A 24,320-nucleotide genomic window follows, 5' to 3' on the forward strand; every position below is an offset into this window, starting at 1 on the left:
ACAAATTATAAAAAATAAGGGCGGGAATTATGATACAGACAAAAAACAGAGGAAAATATCGAATTTTACCGGGAAATCCGGAGAAAATGGGCGCATCGGCGACGAAAGACGGATACAATTTTGCCGTAGAAGTATCGGATGGAAAAAAAGCAGAGCTTCTGCTGTACCGGAAAGGTCACCAGAAACCGTTTCTTACCGTGCCGCTTCCGGAAGAGGAGCGCACTGGCGTGATCAGTTCCGTGGAAATCACAGGCCTGACGGTAGGAAAGTTTTCGTATGCCTACCGGATGGACGAAGCTTTCTGCTTGGATCCGTATGCGGGAGCAGTAGAAGGAAGAGAAACCTTCGGTGCACCGATGGAAAAAGAAGAGGGCGCCTGCTGCTGCCTTCTCCCGGAGTACCCGGTAATGCGCACCACCTCACTGCACCGGCCGTATGAGGAGACGATTTTGTATAAGCTCCATGTGCGCGGCTTCACCAAAGACGGAAGCTCCCGTGTAAAGAACAAGGGAACGTTCCGCGGCGTGATCGAAAAAATTCCATACTTAAAAGAACTCGGTATCAATGCAGTAGAGCTGATGCCGTCCTACGAGTTTTTTGAGTGGACCTCCCTTACGGAGCCGGCCTATGTATATCCGGCGCCGGCGGAAGAGAAGCGCGTGAATTATTGGGGATACGGCACAAAGGCCCTGTATTTTGCTCCGAAAGCTTCGTATGCTGCATCCGCAGATGCCGTCGCAGAGTTCGCAGAGATGGTCGATGCCCTGCATGAGAATGGTATCGAATGCTTGATGGAATTCTGTTTTGCCCCGGGAACGCCTTCTGGTTTTGTCCTGCAGGTTCTGCACCACTGGCAGCTCCGCTATCAGATCGACGGTTTCCATCTGGTCGGCGATGCATCGCTGGCAGAAGAAGCGTCCAAAGATGCACTCCTTCGGAAGACGAAACTGATTTTCCTCGGTTTTGACGGCGCACGGATCTATCAGGGAAAACGCCCGTGGTTCCGGAATTTAGGGGAACACAATCAGGGCTACCAGTACCATATCCGCCGCTTCTTAAAAGGCGATGAGGGCAGCCTTTCCGACTTCACCTATTATCTGAGAAGAAGCCCGGAGACACACGGTGTGATCAATTATCTTGCGGATCACGACGGTTTTACCCTGTATGACAGCGTTTCCTACGAACAGAAACACAATCTGGACAACGGCGAAGACAATATGGATGGTTCCAACGAAAACCTGACCTGGAATTGCGGCGCAGAAGGCGTGACCCGGAAACCGGCTGTGCGCGCGCTGCGTCTCCGCCAGCTGAAAAATGCCGTTCTCATGCTGATGACAAGCCAGGGAACACCGCTGATTTACGGCGGCGATGAATTCGGCAACAGCCAGAAGGGCAACAACAACGCCTGGTGCCAGGACAACAAAACCGGCTGGATCGACTGGAAAGCAGCCGCCCGGAATCCGGAGTTTGCCGCCTTTGTAAAAGCAGCAATCGCCTTCCGGAAAGCGCATCCGGCGCTGCACGGCGAACGCGAGCCGCGCCTCATCGACTACAAATCCTACGGCTGCCCGGATATGTCCTTCCACAGCCAGAGAGCCTGGTTCTCCCAGATGGAAAACACATGCCGTTTTATCGGCGTCATGTACTGCGGAAGCTATTTCCAGGATAAAGACGGAAACAAGGACGACGACCTCTATATTGCCTACAACATGCACTGGAATCCGCATGAGCTGGCACTGCCGTCCCTCCCGGAACAGAAGGTCTGGTATCTGACGGCCGACACCAACACACCGGAAGTATTCCTGACAGAAGAAAATCAGAAAAAAGTCAGCGCAAAAACGGTCATCGTGCCGCCGCGCAGTATCATAATTTTAACAGGAAAGCAGGAGAAGAGACAGAATGATGAAAGCATGGCAGCACTTTAAAACCATTACCACACACAAAATGTGGGTCATGCGGTACTGCTTCAAAATAGGACTGTACTGGCAGGGACTGACCCACGACCTCTCGAAATATTCGCCGACGGAATTTCTGGTCGGCATGAAATACTATCAGGGCGACCGGAGTCCCAATAACGCCGAGCGCGAAGACACCGGCATGTCAAAATCCTGGATGCACCATAAAGGGCGCAACAAACATCATTTTGAATACTGGATTGATTACGGTATCAATTGTGACACCATCATCAAAGGCGTCCCAATGCCGCGCCGCTACGTCGCCGAGATGATTATGGACCGCATCAGCGCGTCCCGCGTCTACCTCGGAGACGCTTATACCGATCAGGCGCCGTACCAGTATCTCAAAAAAGGAATCGGCCACCTCTGGTTCGTCCATCCCGAGACACTCTCGCAGCTCGAATTTCTGCTGCGCATGCTCTCGGAACGCGGCGAAGACGATACCCTCTATTACATCCGCTACCACTTTCTAAAAGGTGACCCCGTCCCGCGAATGCACTGTCCTCAAGAATACACCGTCTACGAAGAGGCCATCCGCAAGAAAGTGTCCCCGTCCACTCATTAAGGTATTGGACCCACCCGCCCGCCCATTTACTCTATTGGTGAACCAAGGGAAGCCACCGCAGGACCGCTTCCCTCCATTTACGGGGTCAAAGTCAGCTCAGGAGCATCGGGTGTCCGGGGCGTGGCATTTGCAGGAGGCGTAGGAACCCTTAGGGCGTGGAAATTTGCGTTATTCCCCCAAATCAAACTGTCTGAGCGTATGCGAGTTTTTGATTTGGGGGAATGTTTTTAGCAAATTTTCACACCCTTAGAGTTCCTAGCCTCCGAAACAGCCACACCCCGGACACCCGATACTCCTGAGCGTTCCTTCCCCACAACAAAAATACAACTTGTCACAACAACCGTACAAGTTGTATTATAAATTCCAGAAAGGGGAATCACCAATCACATGGAACCAACCACCGGCAAAGCCAAATACTACACCCTGATGGAAGCCCTAAAAGAGCAGATTCTCTCCGGAACCATAAAACCCGGCCAGAAGCTTCCCTCCGAAAACGAACTGACCCGGGAATACGCCCTCTCACGCCACACTGTCCGAAAGGCCCTCGCTCTTCTCGAAAATGAAGGCTACATCACCGCCCGGCACGGCAAAGGAACCTTCTGCTCCGAGCGCGTAATCCAGCGTCATAATTCAAAAAACATCGCCGTCACCACCACCTACCTGTCCGACTACATCTTCCCCCGCCTCATCCAGGGAATGGATCGAGTGCTGAGCGAAAACGGCTACAGCATTATCTTAAAGAACACCTGTAACAGCCGCTCCAAAGAAGAAAAAGTCTTAAAAGAACTCCTCGACAAGCCCATCGACGGCCTCATCATCGAGCCGAGCAAAAGCCAGATCCTCTGCCGCCACATCAACTTGTACGAAATGCTGGACAAGTACCAGATCCCGTATGTCTTCATCCAGGGCTGCTACCCCCAGATGGCAGACAAGCCCTGCATTCTGATGGATGACTGCAAAGGCGGCTATCTGCTGACCCGGCACCTTTTAGAGACCGGCCGACGAAACATCATCGGCATCTTCAAGGCCGACGACAGCCAGGGCGCCCAGCGCCATAAAGGCTACGTGCAGGCGCTGCAGGAAAGCGGAATCCTGTATGATCCCGAAAACGTCATCTGGTTTCACACCGAAGACCGGAAAACCAAACCGTCCCTGATGCTTTCCATGCTGCTCGACAGCAAAAAGTCCGTCGATGCCGCCGTTTGCTACAACGACCAGATCGCGCTCGCCGTCATCTCCATGCTGGAAGAAAAGGGAATCTCCGTGCCGGAAGACATCGCCGTCACCGGATACGACAACTCGCTGATCGGCCAGAGCAGTCCGATCGGGATCACGACCATTGCCCATCCGCAGGAAAAACTCGGTGAGATGGCAGCAGAGCTCATTCTCGAAAAAATCAGAAAAGTCCCGGAAGAAGAAAGCAGCGTTAAACGCCTGATTTCCCCGGAACTCATCGTAAGAGAATCCACTGCAGGAAAAAATCTGTCAACAGAGACGAAAAAATAGAAAAGAACCCAAGGGAGGAAAAAACAATGGGAATGGATGCAAAAACAGCAATCCTCGAACAGAAAACAGCACTTGGCATTGAGTTCGGCTCAACCAGAATCAAAGCCGTCCTGATCGGCGTAGACAACGCCCCGATCGCATCCGGAGATCACGAGTGGGAAAACCGCTACGACAACGGCGTGTGGACCTACACCCTTGAGGACATCTGGACGGGCCTGCAGGATGCCTATACCAAAATGGCAGCTGATGTCAAAGAAAAATACGACATCACCCTGACCCGCGTCGGAGCCATCGGCTTCAGTGCCATGATGCACGGCTATATGGCATTTGACAAAGCAGGAAACCTCCTCGTGCCGTTCCGCACCTGGAGAAACAATATCACAGAAGAAGCAAGCGAGAAGCTGACCGATCTTTTCGGATTCCACATCCCGCAGAGATGGACTATCGCCCATCTGTATCAGGCAATCTTAAACGGTGAGCCGCATGTGGCAGATATCGACTATGTGACAACCCTTGCCGGATACATTCAGTGGAAAATGACCGGCGAGCGTGTCGTTGGTATCGGCGAGGCATCTGGAATCTTTCCAATCGATTCTGAAACCAACACTTACTTTGCCGACATGATCGCCAAATTTGACGAGGCAGTCGCAGACAAAGCATATTCATGGAAAGCACTCGATGTTCTGCCGCACGTTCTGACCGCAGGTGACAATGCCGGTGTTCTGACAAAAGAAGGTGCCGCACTTCTCGACATGTCCGGAAATCTGGAAGCAGGCATTCCGCTCTGCCCGCCGGAGGGAGATGCCGGAACAGGTATGGCAGCAACAAACAGCGTCCGCGTCAGAACCGGAAACGTGTCTGCCGGAACTTCCGTTTTTGCTATGATCGTTCTGGAGAAGAACCTCTCCAAAGTATACCCGGAGATCGATATGGTAACAACCCCGTCCGGTCATCCGGTTGCCATGGTGCACTGCCAGAACTGTACTTCTGATCTGAATGCATGGGTCAATCTCTTCCGTGAATTTGCGCAGACCTTCGGCATGGAAATCAGCACGAATGATCTGTTCGGCAAGCTGTACAACAAAGCCCTGGAGGGCGACGCAGACTGCGGCGGACTCCTTGCCTACAACTACTTCTCCGGCGAGCACGTAACCGGCTTCAACGAGGGCCGTCCTGTCTTCGCACGTACTCCGGATGCGAAATTCAATCTGGCAAACTTTATGAGAGTCAACCTGTTTACTTCCCTTGGCGCCTTGAAAGTCGGCCTTGATATCCTGATGAAAGAGGAGCATGTGCAGGTCGACCAGATTCTCGGCCACGGCGGTCTCTTCAAGACAAAAGGTGTCGGCCAGAAGATCCTCGCAGGTGCCATCGACGCACCGGTTTCCGTCATGGAGACAGCAGGAGAGGGCGGAGCCTGGGGCATCGCACTGCTGGCTTCTTATATGATCAACAAAGAAGAGAATGAAACACTCGAGGATTACCTCGATGCAAAAGTCTTCGCAGGAAATGCCGGAACCAAGATGGATCCGGACCCGGCAGACGTCGCTGGATTTGAAGTATTCACCGAGCGCTACAAAAAAGGCCTGCCGATTGAGCGTGCAGCAGTAGAGAGCTTAAAATGAACCATCGTTTGGGAAAGACAGAAAGGACAACACAATGTTAGAAGAACTGAAAAAAAGAGTATACGAAGCCAACATGCTTCTTCCAAAATACGGACTGGTTACCTTTACCTGGGGAAATGTCAGCGAGATTGACCGGGAAAGCGGTCTGTTCGTCATCAAACCAAGCGGCGTGGATTACGACCTGCTGACACCGGACGATATGGTTGTCATGGATCTGAACGGAAACAAAGTAGAAGGACGCTACCGTCCGTCTTCTGACACCCCGACCCATCTGGAGCTGTACAAAGCATTTCCGGAGATCGGCGGCATTGTTCACACCCATTCCTCCTATGCGACAAGCTGGGCACAGGCGGGAAGAAGCATTCCGTGCTACGGAACAACCCATGCAGACTACATCTACGGTGAAGTACCGTGCCTGCGCTGCCTGACAAAAGAAGAGATTGACGAGGCATACGAGGAAAACACCGGCCATCTGATCGTCAATGAGTTCAAACGGATGGGAAAAGATGTAAAAGCCGTTCCGGCCGTTCTTTGCAAGAACCACGGACCGTTCACCTGGGGCAAAGATGCGCATGAGGCTGTTCACAATGCTGTTGTCCTCGAAGAGGTTGCCAAAATGGCATACCGTGCCGAGACCATCAACCCGAGAATCCAGCCGGCACCGCAGGAGCTGCAGGATAAACACTATTACCGTAAGCATGGTGCAAATGCTTATTACGGACAGAACTAAAAAAGAGTAAGAAGATAAGAAAAGTGTCATCCACAAGCTGCAGGGCACACAGCCCGCAGGTGGATGACACTTTTTTGATAAAAACATTTTTATGATAGAAATCTGCTTTTAAAATCAAGTGGTCGTCTGACGCCGGATCAGAAGCGGCGGAACGGTCTTGTGAACCGGCTCGGCAAGCGGCACCGGGTGGCGTTTTTTCCGTTCCTGCATCTGGGAGACCAGAAGGGAAACAGCCTCGTCTGCAATCTGGTCAATCTGCTGGCCGACAGTGCTGATCGGATAGATAGCCTGCTCGGAAATCGGCGCACCGTCGAAGCCGATGAGTTCGTAATCGTTCGGCAGGGTATGGTACTTGCGGATCAGAAGATTTAAAAGAATATTGGCATGATCATCGTTGGAGAGGAAGATGCCCTTTTTCTGACCGGCATATTTTTGTTCGATGTTGTCAAAGATTTCCTGCAGCGGTGCTGCGGCTTCCTGATAGGAGAGTCCAAAATCCCGAATGATAACCTTGTGCGGTACACCGGCCTTTATACAGGCATCCTGGAAACCGGCGAGACGGCGGTAGGCAGGAACATTTTCTTTGGTCGGTGAGTTCAGATGAATCAGGACATCACAGTGGTTATGAATCAGAAGCGAAGTCGCTTCGTACGCGCCGAGGTAGTTGTCTGTATTGACACTGCTGACGAACTGGTCTTCGCGCTCAATTGCAACGACCGGGATCTGCAGATCGGAGAGTTCGCGGGAGGAGAGTGTATGGGAGAGGACGATGAGGCCCTCGATTTTGTACGACATCAGCTCCTGAATGTAGCGGTGCTCCGTCTCGTCGTGGCCGTTTCCGGCGAAGACGAGGAATTTATAGCCATATTTCTCATAAGAAGCAAGAATCTGATTCAGCATCTCGGAATAGTAGTTCATGGAGAGACTCGGGATCAGGACGCCGACAAATTCGGTCTGTCCGTTCGCGAGAATTTTTGCCACTTTGTTTTCTTTATAGTTCAGTTTATCCAGTGCATCGGAAATGATCTGCTGATTTTCCGGTGTCAGGGAATCCGGGTTGTTGAAATACCGGGAAATGGTTGTTTTGGAAAAATGCGTGTACTGTGCAATATCATTAAAGGTTACATTTTTTTTTCGTGCCATAAGTTCAAGTGTCCTTCCCTTCAAAAGTGTTGCGTGAATCATGTAAGCTTTCAGAAAAAAACAAATAATATATGAAGATAGTATAACATTTCTCGCCCGCCGGAACAAGCGGGAATCGGTTAAGTAACCGGTTTTGTAAAAGTTCCACAAAAGCCAAAAACAAAATTATGGAAAATCACGAAAAGTAAAGAAAATATTGACGAAACCCACTGTCAATGCTATGATAAAGACAATGAAAGTAACCGGTTACTTGACCGGTTACACAAAACGAAGGACAGGACCAGCTGTCCAGAGATAACAGGAGGAATTGTGATGAGAAAGAAATTTAGTGCCAGGGCGGCAGCTCTTGGAATGTCTGGCGTGCTTCTTACTTCTGCACTGACCGGATGCACCTTCGGCTTCGCAAGCGATCCGGATGACCCGAACGCAGTAAAAGAAGAAGTGCCGATCGACATGACCACCGATACCTTCCAGTACGATACGTCGCTTTCCGGAACGAGTATCGTCATCATGAACACAAAAGCAGAAATCCAGACAGCACTGGAAGAGATTGCAAAAGTGTTCGAGGAGAAAGCAGGCGTACATATTGAGATCATGCCGGTAACGGACGGCGATTCTCCTTATACCAAAGTAGTCAGCCTCTACAACTCCGGAAACCCGCCGACACTTTCCATTCTGGATACGACCGATGTCATTGCACTGGCAGAAGAAAAAGCAGCCGACTTAAGCAATGAAGCATGGACCGGCGAGGCAGAAGAGTACCTGACCAAAATCAACGGAAAGGTTTACAGCTTCCCGCTTTGTATCGAGGGCCGCGGTATTATCTACAACAAGAGCGTGATTGAAGATACCTTAGGTACCGAGTTCGATCCATCCGATATCAAAACCCAGGACGATTTCGCAGCACTTCTCCAGAGCCTGCGGGACAACGGAATGAAGAATCCGATCTCCATGGCAAAAGAAGACTGGTCCCTTGGAGCACACCAGCTGCAGTACATCTACGAGACATACAACGGAACCTCCGACGGTGCAGCAGAAGTCATCAACGAGCTGAAGGACGGAACCTTATATCTGCCGGACTACACCCGCATGAACGAGTTCCTGAATACCTTTGACCTGTTAAAAGAGTACAACGTAGCAAAGGGCGATCCACTCGGCGCAGATTACGATGAGATGGCAATTGACCTGGCAGACGGAAAAACCGCTTTCTGGTTCAACGGAAACTGGGCATGGCCGAACCTTGAGGAGGCAGGAGCCGAGACGACCGACGAGTACGGTTTCCTTCCATACTTCCTGAACAATGATCCGGACGACTTCGTCAACAGCAAAATCCAGGCATCCCCGTCCAAACAGATCATGCTGGATGATATCGTGGCTACCGACGAGCAGAAAGCAGCAGCAAAAGAGTTCCTGAACTGGCTGGTTTACAGTGAGATCGGACAGCAGATGGTTGTAAAGACCTGCAGCCTGATCCCTCCGTTTAAAAACAACCCGAACGAGCCAAGCGATCCGTTAAGCCGCGACATTTACGAAAAAGTACAGAACGGCGGAGCATTCAACGCATCTGCGATCGTGCCGAACGATCACTGGTCTGTCCTTGGTGCGGCAATGCAGAAATATCTGGCCGGAAGAAGTGACCGCGAGGAACTGATAGATTCCATCCAGGCATACTGGGATGAGCAGTAAGCCGGAGGATATGAAGGAGGAACGAAAATGAAATCAAGCAACAAGGGAAAAGATTTCTGTGTATTTGCGCTGCCGGGCCTGTTCTGCTTCCTGGCAGTCGTCATGGTACCGTTTATCTACGGTATTTACCTGACCTTAACCGACTGGAACGGTGTTTCCAGCGTGAAAAACTTTGTAGGACTTTCCAACTTCGCAGCCGTTATGCGCGACGCGCAGTTCTGGAAATCCCTGCTGTTAACCTTTAAATATGTCATTGCGGTTGTTGTTCTCGTCAATGTGATCGCCTTTTTACTGGCTTATATTCTGACCCGCGGCATCAAAGGTCAGAACTTCTTCCGCGCCGGATTTTTCACCCCGAACCTGATCGGCGGTATCGTACTTGGATACATCTGGCAGTTCGTATTCTCCCGTGTTTTCGTCAGCATCGGTGAGACCACAGGATGGAGCCTGTTTGAAATTTCCTGGCTTTCTACCCCGAACAAAGCATTTGCAGCGCTGGTGCTCGTTTCAGTATGGCAGCTGGCAGGCTATATGATCCTGATCTACGTCGCCGGCTTTATGGGACTTTCCGAGGACGTGCTCGAGGCGGCAAGCATCGACGGTGCATCCGGCTGGGTAAAAATGAAAAACATTATCCTTCCGCTGATGATGTCCTCCGTTACTATCTGCCTCTTCCTGACCCTGTCCCGTGCGTTCATGGTATACGATGTCAACCTGTCCTTAACCGGCGGTGCTCCGTACGGAACCACCGAGATGGCAGCCATGCACGTATATGAGAAAGCATTCACATCGAGACAGTTCGGTGTCGGCCAGGCAGAAGCCTTTATCCTGTTTATCATTGTAGCCTGCATCAGCGGTATTCAGGTATACACCACCAAGAAGAGGGAGGTTGAAGCATAATGAATCAGAAGAAAATTGGCGGAACAAAGAAAAAAGTAACTGACGCGCTGGCTATGCTCCTTATGATCATCGTTTTCTGTGCGTTCATGTTCCCGTTTGTCATGGTTATCATCAACTCCTTAAAACAGAAACGTGATATCATCAAGAGCCCGTTCTCCTGGCTGTTTACGATCAAAGGTCTTTCGTTTGACAACTTTGTAAAAGCATTCAATCAGATGAACTTCCTGAATGCCTTCAAGAACTCTCTGGTTGTAACCGTAACAGCAACCGTACTGGTTACGGTACTCGCAGCTATGCTGGCTTACTACATCGTGCGTAATGTCAACGTATTTTCCAATATCATCTTTGCACTGATGGTTGCATCCATGATCATTCCATTCCAGGCAATCATGATCCCGCTTGTCAGTGTATACGGCGGAACCTTAAACATTCTGAACCACAGACTGACCCTGATCTTCATGCACACCGGATTTTCCATGGCGATGTCCGTGTTCATGTTCCACGGATTCATCCGCGGAAGTATCCCGCTGGCGCTGGAGGAGGCCGCTTACATCGACGGCTGTACCCACACCCAGACCTTCTTCCGCATCGTGTTCCCGCTGTTAAAGCCGATCATTTCCACCATGGTAATCATGAATGCGATGGCATTCTGGAATGACTTCCTGCTGCCGTCCCTGGTGCTGACCGACAAAAAGCTGCTGACTCTGCCGCTTTCCACCTACAGCTTCTACGGAACTTACTCCGCAGATTACGGAACCATCATGGCAGGTCTTCTGCTCTGCGTCATCCCGATCCTGATTCTGTACGTGGCACTGCAGAAACAGATCATCAACGGTGTCGTAGCCGGAGCAGTCAAATAAGTAAATCATAGAAATCAAGAACAAGCCGGGCAAAGGAGGGCGGAATTAAAAATGCTTTCTTTTTCCGGCTTTTCTTATCAGAGACAACAAGAAAGAGACAGAAAGGAAATCAAACACATGAAAAACAGATTACACGTAAAAGCGCCGGGCAACTGGGTGAATGACCCGAACGGCATGATTTATTATAAGGGACAGTATCATCTTTTTTATCAGCATTTTCCGTACGCGCCGCGCTGGGGCACCATGCACTGGGGCCATGCGGTGAGTCCGGATCTGATTCACTGGGAGCATGTCGGCGTTGCCCTGTTCCCGAGTCTTTCCGAGGACCAGAACGGCTGCTTTTCCGGAAGCGCAGTAGAAGAGAACGGCGTGATGCATCTCTTTTACACGGGTGTTCACTATAATCAGGTAAATCCGAAGGATATTCATCAGTGCCTTGATCAGGATTTTACCTCGGCGCAGCTTCACCTTACTTCGAAGGACGGTATGCATTTTGATGTCTTCGGGGATAAGGAGGTTGTTATCCCGGCACTCACCGATCCGGAAATCGGCGACAATACGCACACGCGTGACCCGAAAGTCTGGAAGGGAAGCGACGCATGGTATATGGTGCTTGGAAGCACGACGAAGGATCACAAGGGCGAGGCATTATTCTATAAGAGTGAGGATCTTTCCCACTGGCATCTGGCCGGACAGGCGACGACGAAACAGAAGCTCGGCTGGATGTGGGAGTGCCCGGATCTCTTTAACGTAAACGGACGCAGCGTCTTTGTATTCTCCCCGATGGAACTGATCGAGGACCCCGACGGCTATGCGGATCGGGCGATCTGTATGCTGCCTGAGTTTGATGAAAAAACCTGCACAATGAAATTTCCGGAGAACTGGCAGCTTCTGGACTGCGGCGGTGACCTCTATGCACCGCAGACCATGACGGATGCGGACGGAAACCGGATTTCCATCGCATGGCTTCGGATGCCGGAACCGGTAGATGGTATATGGCAAGGCATGTTCTGCCTGCCGCGTGTGGTGGATGTACAGAACGATCATATTTACTTCCGTGTTCTGCCTGCCATCCGCGACGGATTCTGCAAAAAGACGGATTCCCTCGTTTCGGCATGCGGAGAGTGTGCCATGATCCGCGCCGAATTAAAAGAGGGTGAGAGCCTGGAAATCGGCGGCTATAAGATCTGGCGGCAGAGCGGAAAAGTCTGCGCAGACCGCACGGATGTCTATCCATCCGGTGCAAAAGGATGGCTTCATGCCGAGACGCCGCAGTTAAAAGAGGGCGATCTTCTTGAGATTTTCGTGGATCCGAATATGATCGAAATCTATGCAAACAACGGCGAGTACGTATTAAGCCAGGCAGTTTACGGGCTTGGAGAGACATTCTCCTATGAAATGGAGAAAAAACCGGAAATTTATCTGTGGAATGAATAAATCAGCCCAAAAAGTTCTTGACGCATACGGGATTTTGTTCTAATCTAGTACGTAACAGCTTTCTAACGTTAAAGTGACGGGCTGAAAAACGAGATTTCGAAAGATATCCGAAAAGAACGCAAGGAGAGATTATTATGAAGAAAGTAGTAAAATTCGGCGGCAGTTCCCTCGCGAGCGCAGAGCAGTTTAAGAAGGTCGGAGACATCATCCGCGCAGATGAGGGAAGAAGATACGTGGTACCTTCCGCTCCTGGAAAACGAAATTCTGCTGATACGAAAGTAACCGATATGCTGTATGACTGCTATCGCACTGCAGTTGCTGGAAGAGATTTCAAGAAGAAACTGCAGAACATCAAAGCGAGATATCAGGAGATCATCGACGGTCTGAACCTCAGCCTGGATCTTTCCCCGGAATTTGAAAAAATCGCAGAAAACTTTGCCGCAGCAGCCGGAGAGGACTACGCCGCATCCCGCGGAGAGTACCTGAACGGTATCGTGATGGCAAATTATCTGGGATATACGTATATTGATTCTGCAGAAGTGATCTGCTTCGATGAGAACGGAAACTTCCTTGCAGACAAGACTGACGAAGTGCTCTCCGAGCGTTTAAAAGATCTGGATAACGCAGTCGTTCCTGGATTCTACGGCGCAAAACCGGACGGAAGCGTAAAAACCTTCTCCCGCGGCGGATCCGATATCACTGGTTCCATCGTGGCAAAGGCCGTACACGCTGACATCTACGAGAACTGGACCGATGTTTCCGGTTTCCTGGTAACCGATCCGCGTATCGTCAAGGATCCGGAAGTCATTTCCACCATTACCTACCGTGAGCTGCGTGAGCTTTCCTACATGGGAGCTACCGTCCTTCATGAGGACTCCATCTTCCCACTCCGTCAGGAGGGAATCCCGATCCACGTGCTGAACACCAACGCACCGCAGGATCCGGGAACCATGATCGTGGAGAATACCTGCAGCAAACCGAAATTCACCATCACCGGTATCGCCGGAAAGAAAGGCTTTGCATCCATCACGGTTGAGAAGAGCATGATGAATACCGAGATCGGCTTTGGCAGAAAAGTGCTCGGTGTTTTTGAGGACAACAATCTTTCCTTTGAGCATATGCCGTCCGGCATCGATACCATGACGGTATTTGTTCATCAGAGTGAGTTTGCAGCAAAAGAACAGCAGGTTATCGCAGGACTGCATCGTGCCGTACAGCCGGATTCTATTGATCTTGAATCCGATCTGGCGCTGATCGCTGTTGTAGGCCGCGGCATGAGAAGAACGAGAGGCACAGCCGGAAGGATTTTCTCTGCACTGGCGCATGCACACGTCAACGTTAAGATGATCGATCAGGGTTCCAGCGAGCTCAACATCATCATTGGCGTTGAAAACCGCGACTTTGAAACAGCAATCAAAGCAATTTATGATATCTTTGTCGTAGCGCAGATCTAAAATGAATCTATAAAAAATCTCTGTCAGGAGTCTGAACTTCCGACAGAGATTTTTTTATGGTTTTTATGCCGCCGTATCGCGGAATTCTTTTCGAATGGTGAATGTAAAAATACAGATTACCACACAACAGATGATCCAGGTCGTCGGTTCGCAGAAGCAGCCGGCGCGGTATCCGATCGACGGGACGAGAAACAGGGCGAAGAGTATAAATGCACATCAAAGAGATGATGTCCTGGGTGGAAAACCATCTGACGGAGCCGCTCACTTTAAAAGAAATCGCCGCAAGCGTTCACCTCTCTCCACGGGAATGTCAGCGGATTTTCAAAGCGTATCTGCACCGGACGCCGACGGAATATCTGCAGTGGAGACGGATTCTCGCAGCGGCAGACAATCTGCGGAACACAAACGAATTTTGCCCTTGTCGTTTTTGGGAACAGATGGTATAATCATTTCATAAATGCAAGACATTTGTGAAAAAATATCATAAAGGAACGAGGATGCAAGATGAAACGACGAGTATTACTGAAATTGAGCGGAGAAGCTCTTGCAGGAGAGAAACACACCGGTTTTGACGAGCCGACCGTCACAAAAGTGGCAAAACAGGTAAAAACTCTGGTAGACCAGGGGATTGAAGTCGGCATCGTAATCGGAGGAGGAAACTTCTGGAGAGGACGCAGTTCCGAAAATATCGACCGTACCAAAGCAGACCAGATCGGTATGCTGGCAACCGTTATGAACTGTATCTATGTATCAGAAATCTTCCGTTCCCAGGGAATGATGACCGCAGTTCTGACTCCATTTCCATGCGGAGAGTTCACAAAAGGATTTTCCAAAGACCGTGCAAACAAATATTTCCAGCACAACATGGTTGTATTCTTTGCCGGCGGTACAGGCCATCCATATTTCTCAACCGATACGGCAACCGTACTTCGCGCGATTGAGATCGAGGCAGACGAGATTCTGCTTGCAAAAGCAGTAGACGGTGTCTACGACAGCGATCCGAAAACAAACCCGGATGCAAAGAAATTTGACGAGATTTCCATTCAGGAAGTCATTGAAAAGGATCTGAAAGTGGTAGATATGACCGCATCCATCCTTTGCAAGGAAAACAAAATGCCGATGCTGGTATTTGGTTTAAATGAAGAGAACAGCATTGTAAATGCTGCAAACGGAAAAATTAACGGCACAAGAGTAACGGTATAATTAATAAAAATTCAGCAGTAAAACACTTGCTGTTTTACTGCGTAAGAAAATGATTCAGGTGTGAGCAGCTCTCCTTTTGCGAAGCAAAACTTTAAATGAGAGCTGCGAATGTCACAGTTCGCAGAACTGTGACCGTATAAGAGATAGCAGGAGGACAAATTTAATATGGCAAATCAGATCGACGAGAGAGTAAAACCGTTTGAGGTAAAAATGGGCAAATCCATTGCAAGCCTCGATTCCGAATTCGGAACCATCCGCGCAGGCCGTGCAAACCCGCACGTACTGGACCGCATTACTGTAGATTACTATGGAACACCGACTCCGCTGCAGCAGGTGGCAAACATCTCTGTTCCGGAAGCACGTATGATCCAGATCCAGCCGTGGGAAGCATCCCTGGTAAAAGAGATCGAGAAAGCGATCATGATGTCTGACCTTGGCATCAACCCGTCCGATGACGGAAGAGTCATCCGTCTGGTATTCCCGGAGCTTACCGAGGACCGTCGTAAAGAGCTGGTAAAAGAGGTAAAGAAAAAAGCAGAGGGCGCAAAGGTAGCCATCCGCAACATCCGCCGCGATGCCAATGATGCGTTCAAGAAACTTGCCAAAGAGGACGTTTCCGAGGACGAAATCAAAGAGCTCGAGGAGCAGACCCAGAAATTAACAGACAAATATATCAAAGAAGTAGATCAGATGGTGGACGTAAAATCCAAAGAAATTATGACCGTGTAATACAAAGAAAACGAGGGGCTGCCTGTCATTTGCAGGCAGCCTGTTATCGTTTACGGAGGAAAAAAGTATGGATAATGAATTAAAAGTGCCGAATCACATCGCCATCATCCTGGACGGAAACGGCAGATGGGCGAAAAAACGCAATATGCCGCGCGGCTACGGCCATATCGTCGGATGCGACAATCTGGAAAAAATGTGTGACGTGATTAAAGACATGGGTGTCAAATATCTGACCGTCTATGCGTTCTCAACCGAGAACTGGAAACGCTCCCGCGCCGAGGTGGAGGGCCTCTTAAAGCTGTTCCGCCAGTATCTGAAACGATGCATCAAAAAAGCACATAAAAATCAGATGCGCGTCAAAATCATCGGAGATCCGAGCGCATTCCCGCAGGATATTCAGGACAGCATTCATGAACTGGAGGAGTGCTCCAAAGATTACGATCACATGTACTTCCAGATCGCAATGAACTACGGTTCCCGCGATGAGATTCTGCGCGGCATGACCCGCATGATCGAGGATGTGAAAAACGGAACTCTCGCAGAGAATGCGTTTGATGAGAACGGAAAACTGACGGAGCAGTGTTTTGAGAGCTACCTCGACACCGCCGGAATCCCGGATCCAGATCTTCTGATCCGTACAAGCGGCGAGCAGCGCCTTTCCAACTACCTGATGTGGCAGCTGGCCTACACGGAATTTTACTTTACCGAGGTTCCGTGGCCGGATTTCCACGAAGAGGAATTGAGAAAAGCCATCGAACAATATAATAACAGAGACCGGCGTTACGGCGGCGTGAAGGAGGAATAAAAAAGATGTTTAAGACAAGACTGTTAAGCGGCATCGTGCTCGTCCTTGTGGCGCTGCTTACGATCTGCAGCGGCGGAACTGTGCTCTATATGACGGTTCTGTGCCTGTCGTTGATCGGCGCAGGAGAGCTGTTCCGCGTGATGAAGGTAAGAGAAGATAAATGGAATCTGTTGGAAATTACGGGCTATGCGGGCGTTGTGATTTTCTATCTGTCCCTGCTGCTTCATGACCCGATGTACCAGATGCTCGCGCTGATCCTGGATCTCGTGCTTCTGATGGCAGTATACGTATTTACTTATCCGAAATACAACGCCAATCAGGTGATGCCGGCGTTCTTTGCGATTGTCTATGTCGGCGTAATGCTTTCCTATGTATATCAGACCCGTATGCTGGACGGCGGAAAATTCCATGTATGGCTGATTTTCCTGTGCTCCTGGGGCTGCGATACGTGTGCATACTGTGTCGGCGTACTCTTTGGAAAACATAAAATGGCGCCGGTTTTAAGCCCGAAAAAATCCGTAGAAGGAGCTGTCGGCGGTGTCGTCGGAGCGATTCTGCTCGGCATCATCTATGCGGCTGCGACAAAGGGCGGCATGGTGGAATACGCCATCATCTGCGGTGTCGGCGCGCTGATCTCCATGGTCGGAGACCTTGCGGCATCCGCAATCAAACGAAATCAGGGCATCAAGGATTACGGAAAGCTGATTCCGGGCCACGGCGGTATTCTTGACCGCTTCGACAGCGTGATCTTTACCGCACCGATCATCTATTTCCTGTCGGTGCTTCTGATTCATTAAAAAAGCTTCCCCTACAGCATAAACGGGAAGCAGATGGGAGAAACTGGAATATGAAGAAAATAGCAATTCTTGGTTCAACCGGTTCGATCGGAACCCAGACCCTCGATGTCGTGCGTGCCAACGGCGATCTTGAGGTGGTCGGCATCAGCGCCGGAAGTAATATTACACTGCTCGAGCAGCAGATCCGGGAATTTCATCCGAAGTTTGCGGCAGTCGGCGATGAGGCGAAAGCGGCAGAACTCCGTGACAGAGTGAAGGATCTTCCTGTAAAAATCGGCAGCGGCATGGACGGCATGATCGAGCTTGCCACGATGCCGGAGAGCGAAATCCTTGTGACAGCGATCGTCGGCATGATCGGCATCCGCCCGACGGTTGCGGCGATGAAGGCAGGAAAAGACATTGCACTGGCAAACAAAGAGACACTGGTAACGGCGGGACACATTATTATGCCGCTGGCAGAGGAATGCGGTGTGCAGATCCTTCCGGTGGACAGTGAGCACTCGGCGATTTTTCAGTGTCTGCACGGGGAAAACAGAAAAGAAATTGAAAAACTTCTGATTACTGCATCCGGCGGTCCGTTCCGCGGAAAAACAAGAGCGGAGCTCGAAAACGTAACGGTAGAGCAGGCGCTCCGTCATCCGAACTGGTCGATGGGGCACAAGATCACGATTGATTCCGCGACACTCGTTAACAAAGGACTGGAAGTCATGGAAGCAAAATGGCTGTTCGGTGTTGATCTCGACCACATCCAGGTTGTGGTACAGCCAAAGAGCATTATCCATTCCATGGTAGAATTTAAAGACGGCGCTGTCATGGCACAGCTTGGCACACCGGATATGAAACTGCCGATCCAGTACGCACTGTATTACCCGGAGCGCCGCTTCCTTGCAGGCGACCGCCTCGACTTTGCGGCGCTGACACAGATCACGTTTGAAAAACCGGATATGGATACCTTCCTCGGCCTTCCGATGGCAATGCAGGCGTCCCGGACGGGCGGCTCCATGCCGACGGTCTTCAATGCGGCAAATGAACGCGCCGTTGCACTGTTCCTCGCGAAGAAGATCCGTTTCCTCGAGATTTACGACGTGATCGCCGGTGCAATGGAAGCACACAAAACGATTGCCGATCCGACGCTGGAGCAGATTCTCGCGGCGGAGCAGGAGACGTATGAATGGATTGCGAACAGATATAAGATGGGAGAATAAGACAGCATGATTGTAAAAATCCTGATAGCCGTACTCATTTTCGGAATCACCGTCATTATCCATGAGCTGGGGCATTTTCTTTTGGCGAAAGCGAATGGTATTACCGTGACGGAATTTTCGATCGGCTTTGGCCCGACGGTGGTAAAGACAGAAAAAGGAGGAACGGTCTATTCCTTAAAACTTCTGCCTTTCGGCGGTGCGTGCCAGATGCTCGGCGAGGACGGTGAAGAGGAGGGGGAAGGAACCTTTAACAGCAAATCCGTGTGGGCAAGAATTTCCGTCGTTGCGGCGGGACCGGTGTTCAACATGATTCTGGCATTTTTCTGCGCAATCTTTGTGATCAGTTACGCGGGAAGTTCCCCGGCGCGCGTCACAGAAGTGGCAGACGGTTCGCCGGAGGCAGAGGCAGGCCTGGAAGCGGGAGATATCATCACTTCCTATGAAGGAAGACATATTTCCATCGGAAAAGAGCTGAACTCTGTGATGACGGTACGGGGTGTGCCGACGGATGAGATTACGCTGGAGGTTAAAAAGGCCGACGGGGAAAAGAAAACGATCACATATGAACCGACGGTGACAACGCGGTATATGATGGGCTTTAACTACGATGACTGTGACCGCGGCATGGAATTCACGTATGTGCAGCAGAATATGCCGCTTGCCGCTGCGGGTGTTGTCGCGGGCGACCTGCTCGTATCGATCAACGGAGCGCCGATCACCTGTGTGGCAGATTTTACTGCTTACCAGACAGAGCATCCTTTCGATGGAAGCGCTGTGACGCTGGAGTATGAGCACAGCGGAAAGACGAAAGAGATTACGGTGACACCGGTTGAAAATACGTATGCGAATGTACAGTTTTCGTATCAGCTCCGGGAGAAACAGTCCCCGATCGGCGTGCTGAAATACAGCGTGCTGGAGATCAAATACTGGGTGCGCACCGTCATTGACAGCGTCAGTATGCTGATCACCGGACAGTATTCTGTGAACGATCTTTCCGGCCCGGTCGGCGTGGTGGATGCGATCGGAACCGCCTATGATGATGTAAAATCGCAGGGCGTTCTGGTTACGGTGATGACGATGCTGAACATGGTGATTCTGCTGTCATCAAACCTTGGCGTCATGAACCTGCTGCCGCTCCCGGCACTCGACGGCGGACGGCTTGTCTTTCTGATCATAGAAGCCATCCGCAGAAAACCAATCCGGCGAGACCTGGAGGGTATGGTTCACTTCGCGGGCCTGGTGCTTCTGATGGCGTTGATGGTCTACGTCATGATCCACGACGTCCAGCGGATCCTGTAAATCGAAAAATGAAAAGCAACAAAGCCTCATATTCTGCATACCATAAAAGGAGTGCAGGATATGGGGCTTTTTTATGAAAAATTTGCGTATGCAGCAGGAAATGACTGACCGCGGGCGGCTGGAAATCCGGGTAAATACAAGAATCCAGGCGCGGCCTGTTTCCGGGGCGCGGGTGACGGTTTCGTATACGGGAGATCCGCAGAATGTGATCGAGGAGCTGATTACCGACGGGGACGGCAGAACGGAGACGCTGGATCTGGCGACGCCGCCGCTCGAGTACAGTCTGGAACCGAATGTGAATCAGCCGTATTCCGAATATACGGTGAAAGTGGAGGCGGAAGGGTATGAACTGGTTGAAGTGACGGGCTCCGAGCTTCTTTCAGGAGAACAGTCCGTCCAGCAGGTGGACCTCAAACTGGCAGAGGGCGCAGCGTTTGCGGATGTGACGATCCCGGACCATACGTTGTTCGGCGAATATCCGGCGAAAATTCCGGAAAGTGAGATCAAGCCGACGAGGGAGAGCGGTGAGATTGTGCTGTCCCGTGTCGTGATCCCGGAGTATATCATCGTCCACGACGGAGCGCCGACCGACAGCACGGCACGCGACTATTATGTGCGGTACCGCGACTACATCAAAAACGTGGCGTGCTCGGAAATCTATGCAACATGGCCGGATGCGGCGATCCGGGCGAATATCCTCGCAATCATGTCATTTACGCTGAACCGTGTCTATACAGAATGGTACCGCAACAAGGGATACGATTTTACGATCACTTCGTCGACGGCCTACGATCACAAATGGATTTACGGCAGGAATATTTTCGACAGCATTTCCCTTGTGGTCGATGAGATTTTTGCTGATTACCTGTCGCGCCCGAATGTGAAACAGCCGATTCTGACGCAGTACTGTGACGGAAACCGTGTGAGCTGCCCGAACTGGATGAGCCAGTGGGGGTCCAAAAACCTGGCGGACCAAGGGTATTCAACGATTCAGATTCTCCGCAATTATTATGGAGACAATATGTATATCAACACGGCGGAGGAGATTTCCGGCATCCCGTCCTCCTGGCCGGGGTATGACCTCACCATCGGCTCGTCCGGGAACAAGGTACTGCAGATGCAGGAGCAGCTGAACGTGATTGCGGAGGTGTATTCATCGATTCCGACGGTCTATGAAAATGGCTATTTCGATGAAGAGACGCAGGACGCCGTCGAAGCGTTCCAGCGGCTGTTCGGCCTGCCGGTTTCCGGCATTGTGGATTATCCGACATGGTACAAAATTCAGTCGATTTATGTGGCTGTGACGAGGATTGCGGAGCTGCAGTAGGTATACAAAAGTCTTTATAAGGGGCGTGTTTTCTGCGAAAAAACGCGGAAAATGCGCCCTTTCTGCGGCTTTTGAAACGGATCAGAAAAATTTTAAAACTGTCAAGAAAAAATACTTGACACCCTGCGCCTTTTCGTGTATGATAACCAAGGTGATCGCAATGGAAAAAATATTGGAACAGACATTACTGTATGATTTTTACGGCGAACTTCTGACTGAACATCAGCGTCAGGTATATGAGGACGTGGTGCTCAACGATTTTTCCCTGAGCGAGGTTGCGGCAGCGCGGGGCATTTCCCGCCAGGGAGTTCACGATCTGGTCAGACGCTGCAACAAGACACTGGAAGAGTATGAAGAAAAGCTTCATCTGGTACAACGCTTTGTGCAGATCCGGGAGAATGTAAACGAGATCCGAAAGCTGACAGACCCATCCGGTGATACCCCGAAAGAAGATGTGATGCAGCGGATTGCAGCAATTGCATCGGATATATTAGAGGAGCTTTGAGCATGGCATTTGAAAGTTTAACCGAGAAACTCCAGAATGTTTTCAAAAATCTCAGAAGCAAGGGCCGCCTGACCGAGGCGGATGTAAAGACTGCGCTGAAGGAAGTAAAAATGGCACTTCTAGAGGCGGATGTCAGCTTCAAAGTAGTAAAACAGTTTATCAAATCCGTACAGGAGCAGGCAGTCGGACAGGACGTCATGAACGGACTGAATCCGGGTCAGATGGTCATTAAAATCGTAAATGACGAGCTGGTCAAGCTGATGGGTTCCGAGACAACGGAAATCGCACTGCGCCCGGCGAGTGAAGTTACCATTATTATGATGGCAGGTCTTCAGGGAGCCGGTAAAACAACCACAACCGCAAAAATTGCAGGAAAGTTAAAAGCCAAGGGAAGAAAACCTCTCCTTGCCGCCTGTGACGTCTATCGCCCGGCAGCGATCAAACAGCTGCAGGTCAACGGAGAAAAGCAGGGTGTGGAAGTGTTCGCTATGGGAGATAAAAACCGTCCGGTGGATATCGCAAAGGCAGCGCTGGTGCATGCAAAGACAAACGGCTTCAATGTATTGATTCTGGATACGGCAGGCCGTCTGCACATCGACGAAGAGATGATGCAGGAGTTACAGGATATCAAAGCGGCTGTTCCTGTGGATCAGACCCTTTTGGTAGTAGATGCTATGACCGGACAGGACGCAGTCAATGTGTCCGAGATGTTCAACAATAAAGTCGGCATCGACGGCGTAGTACTTACAAAATTAGATGGTGACACCAGAGGCGGTGCGGCACTTTCGATCCGCGCAGTTTCCGGAAAACCGATTCTCTATGTCGGCATGGGCGAAAAGCTTTCGGATCTGGAACAGTTTTATCCGGACCGTATGGCATCCCGTATTCTCGGCATGGGCGATGTGATGAGCCTGATCGAAAAAGCACAGGCAAACATCGACGAAGAGAAAGCAAAAGCCATGGAACAGAAGATGAAGAAAGCGCAGTTCGACTTCAACGATTATCTGGATTCCATGGAGCAGATGCGCAATATGGGCGGCATCTCCAGCATCCTGAATATGCTTCCGGGCGTCGGCGCGAAAATGAAGGGCCAGGATCTTGAGAGCATGGTGGATGAAAAAGATATGGCGAGAAAGGAAGCTATCGTACTTTCTATGACGCCAAAGGAAAGAGAAAACCCGGATCTCATCAATCCGTCGAGAAAGCAGAGAATTGCAAAAGGCGCCGGTGTTGACATCGCGGAGGTAAACCGTTTCATCAAACAGTTTGAACAGTCAAGAAAAATGATGAAACAGATGACCGGAATGGTCGGTAAGGGTGGTAAAAGAGGAGGATTCAAACTTCCCTTTTAGCATAAAAGAAAAAATATAAATAAATACATGAATTTACAATGGAGGTAAAGAAAAATGGCAGTAAAAATGAGATTAAGAAGAATGGGACAGAAGAAAGCTCCTTTTTATAGAATCGTTGTAGCAGATTCCAGATCCCCAAGAGACGGACGTTTCATCGAGGAGATCGGAACTTACGATCCGAACCGCGAGCCGAGCGCAATCAGCTTCAACGAGGAGGCTGCTAAAAAATGGCTGGCTAACGGCGCACAGCCGACCGAAATCGTTGCCAAACTCTTAAAACAGGCTGGTATCGAGAAATAATTCATACGGGGGTATCTTGTAATGAAAGAACTTATCGAAGTAATTGCAAAATCTCTGGTTGATCATCCATCTGAGGTAGTTGTGACAGAAACCGTCAGCGGTGATGACCTTCTGCTGGAACTCAAAGTAGATCCGTCAGATATGGGAAAAGTCATCGGACGTCAGGGACGCATTGCGAAAGCAATCCGTACGGTTGTAAAAGCAGCTTCCTCAAAGAGCGACAGAAAAGTTGTCGTAGAAATTTTACAGTAAGTAAAAAATAGGAAAAGGAACCGACAGTTGTTGCCGGTTCCTTTCTTTACGCGGGCAACGAGACAAAGTCCGTGCTTGCACGGGACCTTGGCGACTGCCGCGATAACTTGAGAAACTCGCAAAGCGTGTTTCTCAAGTCGCAATACACAGTAGAACTGGTTGGAAAGGGTTTTTGAATGGAAGAATATTTGCAGATTGGCGTAATTACCACAACCCACGGCGTACGCGGTGAGGTAAAGGTATATCCGACGACAGATCCGGAGCGTTTTCTTTCTCTGGACCGCGTTTTTCTCGATACAGGAAAAGAAAAAAAAGAACTCCATGTAACTGGCGTGCGTTTTTTCAAACAGCTTGCCATTGTAAAATTCAAAGGAATTGACAACATCAACGATATCGAACGGTATAAAGGCTGCAGCCTCTATGTGACGAGAGAGGATGCCATTCCGCTGGAAGAGGACGAATACTATATCGCAGACCTGCAGGGAATGCAGATGTACACCGAGGACGGCGAACTGTTCGGCACGCTCCGCGATGTGATGGAGACTGGTGCGAACGACGTCTATATTGTAGATTCGAAAGAGCACGGAGAGGTTCTGATTCCGGCGATCCATGACTGCATTCTGGATGTGGACCTGGATGAGCAGAAGATGACGATTCACCTTCTTCCGGGCCTGATTGACTGATA

The 24,320-nt window shown here is 50.2% G+C and carries 24 protein-coding genes; 23 read left to right on the plus strand and 1 reads right to left on the minus strand.

The window, feature by feature from the left end; all coding sequences use genetic code 11:
- Positions 1–29 precede the first annotated feature (29 nt).
- From DWX00_RS04440 to DWX00_RS04460, 5 genes are all read left to right on the plus strand, one after another.
- The gene (locus DWX00_RS04440; protein ID WP_118594717.1) at positions 30–1,925 is read left to right on the plus strand and encodes an alpha-amylase family glycosyl hydrolase; all 1,896 of its coding nucleotides are present in this window, start codon (positions 30–32) and stop codon (positions 1,923–1,925) included.
- Positions 1,903–2,520 carry a DUF5662 family protein gene (locus tag DWX00_RS04445; RefSeq protein WP_227093554.1) on the plus strand — a complete coding sequence of 206 codons (618 nt, stop codon included), beginning with the start codon at positions 1,903–1,905 and terminating at the stop codon, positions 2,518–2,520. Before DWX00_RS04440 ends, DWX00_RS04445 begins: the two co-directional genes overlap by 23 nt.
- Before the next feature lie 387 nt (positions 2,521–2,907).
- Positions 2,908–4,026 (plus strand): GntR family transcriptional regulator, encoded by a 1,119-nt coding sequence (locus DWX00_RS04450; protein WP_022461488.1) that lies wholly within the window; start codon positions 2,908–2,910, stop codon positions 4,024–4,026.
- A gap of 32 nt (positions 4,027–4,058) precedes the next feature.
- Positions 4,059–5,651, plus strand: a complete 1,593-nt coding sequence (locus tag DWX00_RS04455) for a xylulokinase (RefSeq protein WP_334294923.1) — start codon at positions 4,059–4,061, stop codon at positions 5,649–5,651.
- A gap of 34 nt (positions 5,652–5,685) precedes the next feature.
- Positions 5,686–6,381 carry an L-ribulose-5-phosphate 4-epimerase gene (locus DWX00_RS04460; protein WP_022461490.1) on the plus strand — a complete coding sequence of 232 codons (696 nt, stop codon included), beginning with the start codon at positions 5,686–5,688 and terminating at the stop codon, positions 6,379–6,381.
- A 114-nt stretch (positions 6,382–6,495) separates the two neighbouring features.
- Here the strand turns inward: DWX00_RS04460 and DWX00_RS04465 are convergent, their stop codons facing one another.
- Positions 6,496–7,524 (minus strand): LacI family DNA-binding transcriptional regulator, encoded by a 1,029-nt coding sequence (locus DWX00_RS04465; RefSeq protein ID WP_117812866.1) that lies wholly within the window; start codon positions 7,522–7,524, stop codon positions 6,496–6,498.
- 312 nt (positions 7,525–7,836) lie between these two features.
- Here DWX00_RS04465 and DWX00_RS04470 point away from each other — a divergent pair, with 312 nt between their 5' ends.
- The 18 genes from DWX00_RS04470 to rimM all read left to right on the plus strand — a co-directional run bounded on the left by DWX00_RS04470 (position 7,837) and on the right by rimM (position 24,318).
- A complete protein-coding gene (locus DWX00_RS04470; protein WP_117760371.1) occupies positions 7,837–9,210 on the plus strand; it encodes an ABC transporter substrate-binding protein in 1,374 nt (457 codons plus the stop codon).
- 27 nt (positions 9,211–9,237) lie between these two features.
- Positions 9,238–10,110 (plus strand): carbohydrate ABC transporter permease, encoded by an 873-nt coding sequence (locus tag DWX00_RS04475; RefSeq protein WP_022461493.1) that lies wholly within the window; start codon positions 9,238–9,240, stop codon positions 10,108–10,110.
- Positions 10,110–10,970: a carbohydrate ABC transporter permease gene (locus DWX00_RS04480; protein WP_022461494.1), complete on the plus strand. Its 861-nt coding sequence runs from the start codon at positions 10,110–10,112 to the stop codon at positions 10,968–10,970. The genes DWX00_RS04475 and DWX00_RS04480 overlap by 1 nt, the downstream gene beginning before the upstream one ends.
- Positions 10,971–11,087: 117 nt before the next feature.
- The gene (locus DWX00_RS04485) at positions 11,088–12,407 is read left to right on the plus strand and encodes a glycoside hydrolase family 32 protein (RefSeq protein ID WP_118594786.1); all 1,320 of its coding nucleotides are present in this window, start codon (positions 11,088–11,090) and stop codon (positions 12,405–12,407) included.
- Positions 12,408–12,541: 134 nt separating this feature from the next.
- On the plus strand, positions 12,542–13,861 hold the full coding sequence (locus DWX00_RS04490; protein ID WP_117800910.1) for an aspartate kinase: 1,320 nt from the start codon (positions 12,542–12,544) through the stop codon (positions 13,859–13,861).
- Positions 13,862–14,070: 209 nt separating this feature from the next.
- A complete protein-coding gene (locus DWX00_RS04495) occupies positions 14,071–14,307 on the plus strand; it encodes a helix-turn-helix domain-containing protein (protein ID WP_118594719.1) in 237 nt (78 codons plus the stop codon).
- Between the two features lie 58 nt (positions 14,308–14,365).
- Complete coding sequence (pyrH, locus tag DWX00_RS04500; RefSeq protein ID WP_022461497.1) at positions 14,366–15,064, plus strand: UMP kinase; 699 nt, start codon at positions 14,366–14,368, stop codon at positions 15,062–15,064.
- Positions 15,065–15,274: 210 nt separating this feature from the next.
- A complete protein-coding gene (frr, locus tag DWX00_RS04505; RefSeq protein ID WP_373141022.1) occupies positions 15,275–15,793 on the plus strand; it encodes a ribosome recycling factor in 519 nt (172 codons plus the stop codon).
- A 67-nt stretch (positions 15,794–15,860) separates the two neighbouring features.
- Positions 15,861–16,598, plus strand: coding sequence for a polyprenyl diphosphate synthase (gene uppS / locus DWX00_RS04510; protein WP_022461499.1), 738 nt, complete (start codon positions 15,861–15,863; stop codon positions 16,596–16,598).
- 5 nt (positions 16,599–16,603) lie between these two features.
- Positions 16,604–17,395 (plus strand): phosphatidate cytidylyltransferase, encoded by a 792-nt coding sequence (locus tag DWX00_RS04515; RefSeq protein WP_022461500.1) that lies wholly within the window; start codon positions 16,604–16,606, stop codon positions 17,393–17,395.
- A gap of 50 nt (positions 17,396–17,445) precedes the next feature.
- The gene (locus tag DWX00_RS04520) at positions 17,446–18,600 is read left to right on the plus strand and encodes a 1-deoxy-D-xylulose-5-phosphate reductoisomerase (protein WP_055266585.1); all 1,155 of its coding nucleotides are present in this window, start codon (positions 17,446–17,448) and stop codon (positions 18,598–18,600) included.
- A gap of 6 nt (positions 18,601–18,606) precedes the next feature.
- Positions 18,607–19,899, plus strand: a complete 1,293-nt coding sequence (gene rseP / locus DWX00_RS04525) for an RIP metalloprotease RseP (RefSeq protein WP_022461502.1) — start codon at positions 18,607–18,609, stop codon at positions 19,897–19,899.
- A 73-nt stretch (positions 19,900–19,972) separates the two neighbouring features.
- Positions 19,973–21,226, plus strand: a complete 1,254-nt coding sequence (locus DWX00_RS04530; RefSeq protein ID WP_117509058.1) for a peptidoglycan-binding protein — start codon at positions 19,973–19,975, stop codon at positions 21,224–21,226.
- A 160-nt stretch (positions 21,227–21,386) separates the two neighbouring features.
- Positions 21,387–21,731, plus strand: a complete 345-nt coding sequence (gene ylxM, locus DWX00_RS04535) for a YlxM family DNA-binding protein (protein ID WP_330377042.1) — start codon at positions 21,387–21,389, stop codon at positions 21,729–21,731.
- A 2-nt stretch (positions 21,732–21,733) separates the two neighbouring features.
- Complete coding sequence (gene ffh / locus DWX00_RS04540; RefSeq protein ID WP_022461505.1) at positions 21,734–23,083, plus strand: signal recognition particle protein; 1,350 nt, start codon at positions 21,734–21,736, stop codon at positions 23,081–23,083.
- A 54-nt stretch (positions 23,084–23,137) separates the two neighbouring features.
- Positions 23,138–23,383 carry a 30S ribosomal protein S16 gene (gene rpsP, locus DWX00_RS04545; RefSeq protein ID WP_022461506.1) on the plus strand — a complete coding sequence of 82 codons (246 nt, stop codon included), beginning with the start codon at positions 23,138–23,140 and terminating at the stop codon, positions 23,381–23,383.
- A gap of 21 nt (positions 23,384–23,404) precedes the next feature.
- Positions 23,405–23,635, plus strand: coding sequence for a KH domain-containing protein (locus DWX00_RS04550; protein WP_022461507.1), 231 nt, complete (start codon positions 23,405–23,407; stop codon positions 23,633–23,635).
- A gap of 176 nt (positions 23,636–23,811) precedes the next feature.
- Positions 23,812–24,318, plus strand: a complete 507-nt coding sequence (rimM, locus tag DWX00_RS04555; protein WP_022461508.1) for a ribosome maturation factor RimM — start codon at positions 23,812–23,814, stop codon at positions 24,316–24,318.
- Positions 24,319–24,320 lie beyond the last annotated feature (2 nt).

This window comes from Blautia sp. AF17-9LB, from assembly GCF_003479185.1.
GTDB lineage: Bacteria > Bacillota > Clostridia > Lachnospirales > Lachnospiraceae > Fusicatenibacter > Fusicatenibacter saccharivorans.

Excerpts from the sequence above, each read along its gene's own strand:
- DWX00_RS04550 (WP_022461507.1), top strand. The coding sequence starts at position 23,405 with ATGAAAGAACTTATCGAAGTAATTGCAAAATCTCTGGTTGATCATCCA.
- DWX00_RS04445 (WP_227093554.1), top strand. The coding sequence starts at position 1,903 with ATGAAAGCATGGCAGCACTTTAAAACCATTACCACACACAAAATGTGG.
- DWX00_RS04485 (WP_118594786.1), top strand. The coding sequence starts at position 11,088 with ATGAAAAACAGATTACACGTAAAAGCGCCGGGCAACTGGGTGAATGAC.
- DWX00_RS04530 (WP_117509058.1), top strand. The coding sequence starts at position 19,973 with ATGAAAAATTTGCGTATGCAGCAGGAAATGACTGACCGCGGGCGGCTG.
- DWX00_RS04515 (WP_022461500.1), top strand. The coding sequence starts at position 16,604 with ATGTTTAAGACAAGACTGTTAAGCGGCATCGTGCTCGTCCTTGTGGCG.
- rseP (WP_022461502.1), top strand. The coding sequence starts at position 18,607 with ATGATTGTAAAAATCCTGATAGCCGTACTCATTTTCGGAATCACCGTC.
- frr (WP_373141022.1), top strand. The coding sequence starts at position 15,275 with ATGGGCAAATCCATTGCAAGCCTCGATTCCGAATTCGGAACCATCCGC.
- DWX00_RS04455 (WP_334294923.1), top strand. The coding sequence starts at position 4,059 with ATGGATGCAAAAACAGCAATCCTCGAACAGAAAACAGCACTTGGCATT.
- pyrH (WP_022461497.1), top strand. The coding sequence starts at position 14,366 with ATGAAACGACGAGTATTACTGAAATTGAGCGGAGAAGCTCTTGCAGGA.
- DWX00_RS04520 (WP_055266585.1), top strand. The coding sequence starts at position 17,446 with ATGAAGAAAATAGCAATTCTTGGTTCAACCGGTTCGATCGGAACCCAG.
- DWX00_RS04490 (WP_117800910.1), top strand. The coding sequence starts at position 12,542 with ATGAAGAAAGTAGTAAAATTCGGCGGCAGTTCCCTCGCGAGCGCAGAG.
- DWX00_RS04470 (WP_117760371.1), top strand. The coding sequence starts at position 7,837 with ATGAGAAAGAAATTTAGTGCCAGGGCGGCAGCTCTTGGAATGTCTGGC.
- DWX00_RS04480 (WP_022461494.1), top strand. The coding sequence starts at position 10,110 with ATGAATCAGAAGAAAATTGGCGGAACAAAGAAAAAAGTAACTGACGCG.
- rimM (WP_022461508.1), top strand. The coding sequence starts at position 23,812 with ATGGAAGAATATTTGCAGATTGGCGTAATTACCACAACCCACGGCGTA.
- DWX00_RS04475 (WP_022461493.1), top strand. The coding sequence starts at position 9,238 with ATGAAATCAAGCAACAAGGGAAAAGATTTCTGTGTATTTGCGCTGCCG.
- DWX00_RS04440 (WP_118594717.1), top strand. The coding sequence starts at position 30 with ATGATACAGACAAAAAACAGAGGAAAATATCGAATTTTACCGGGAAAT.
- DWX00_RS04450 (WP_022461488.1), top strand. The coding sequence starts at position 2,908 with ATGGAACCAACCACCGGCAAAGCCAAATACTACACCCTGATGGAAGCC.
- ylxM (WP_330377042.1), top strand. The coding sequence starts at position 21,387 with ATGGAAAAAATATTGGAACAGACATTACTGTATGATTTTTACGGCGAA.
- DWX00_RS04460 (WP_022461490.1), top strand. The coding sequence starts at position 5,686 with ATGTTAGAAGAACTGAAAAAAAGAGTATACGAAGCCAACATGCTTCTT.
- uppS (WP_022461499.1), top strand. The coding sequence starts at position 15,861 with ATGGATAATGAATTAAAAGTGCCGAATCACATCGCCATCATCCTGGAC.
- DWX00_RS04495 (WP_118594719.1), top strand. The coding sequence starts at position 14,071 with ATGCACATCAAAGAGATGATGTCCTGGGTGGAAAACCATCTGACGGAG.
- ffh (WP_022461505.1), top strand. The coding sequence starts at position 21,734 with ATGGCATTTGAAAGTTTAACCGAGAAACTCCAGAATGTTTTCAAAAAT.
- DWX00_RS04465 (WP_117812866.1), bottom strand. The coding sequence starts at position 7,524 with ATGGCACGAAAAAAAAATGTAACCTTTAATGATATTGCACAGTACACG.
- rpsP (WP_022461506.1), top strand. The coding sequence starts at position 23,138 with ATGGCAGTAAAAATGAGATTAAGAAGAATGGGACAGAAGAAAGCTCCT.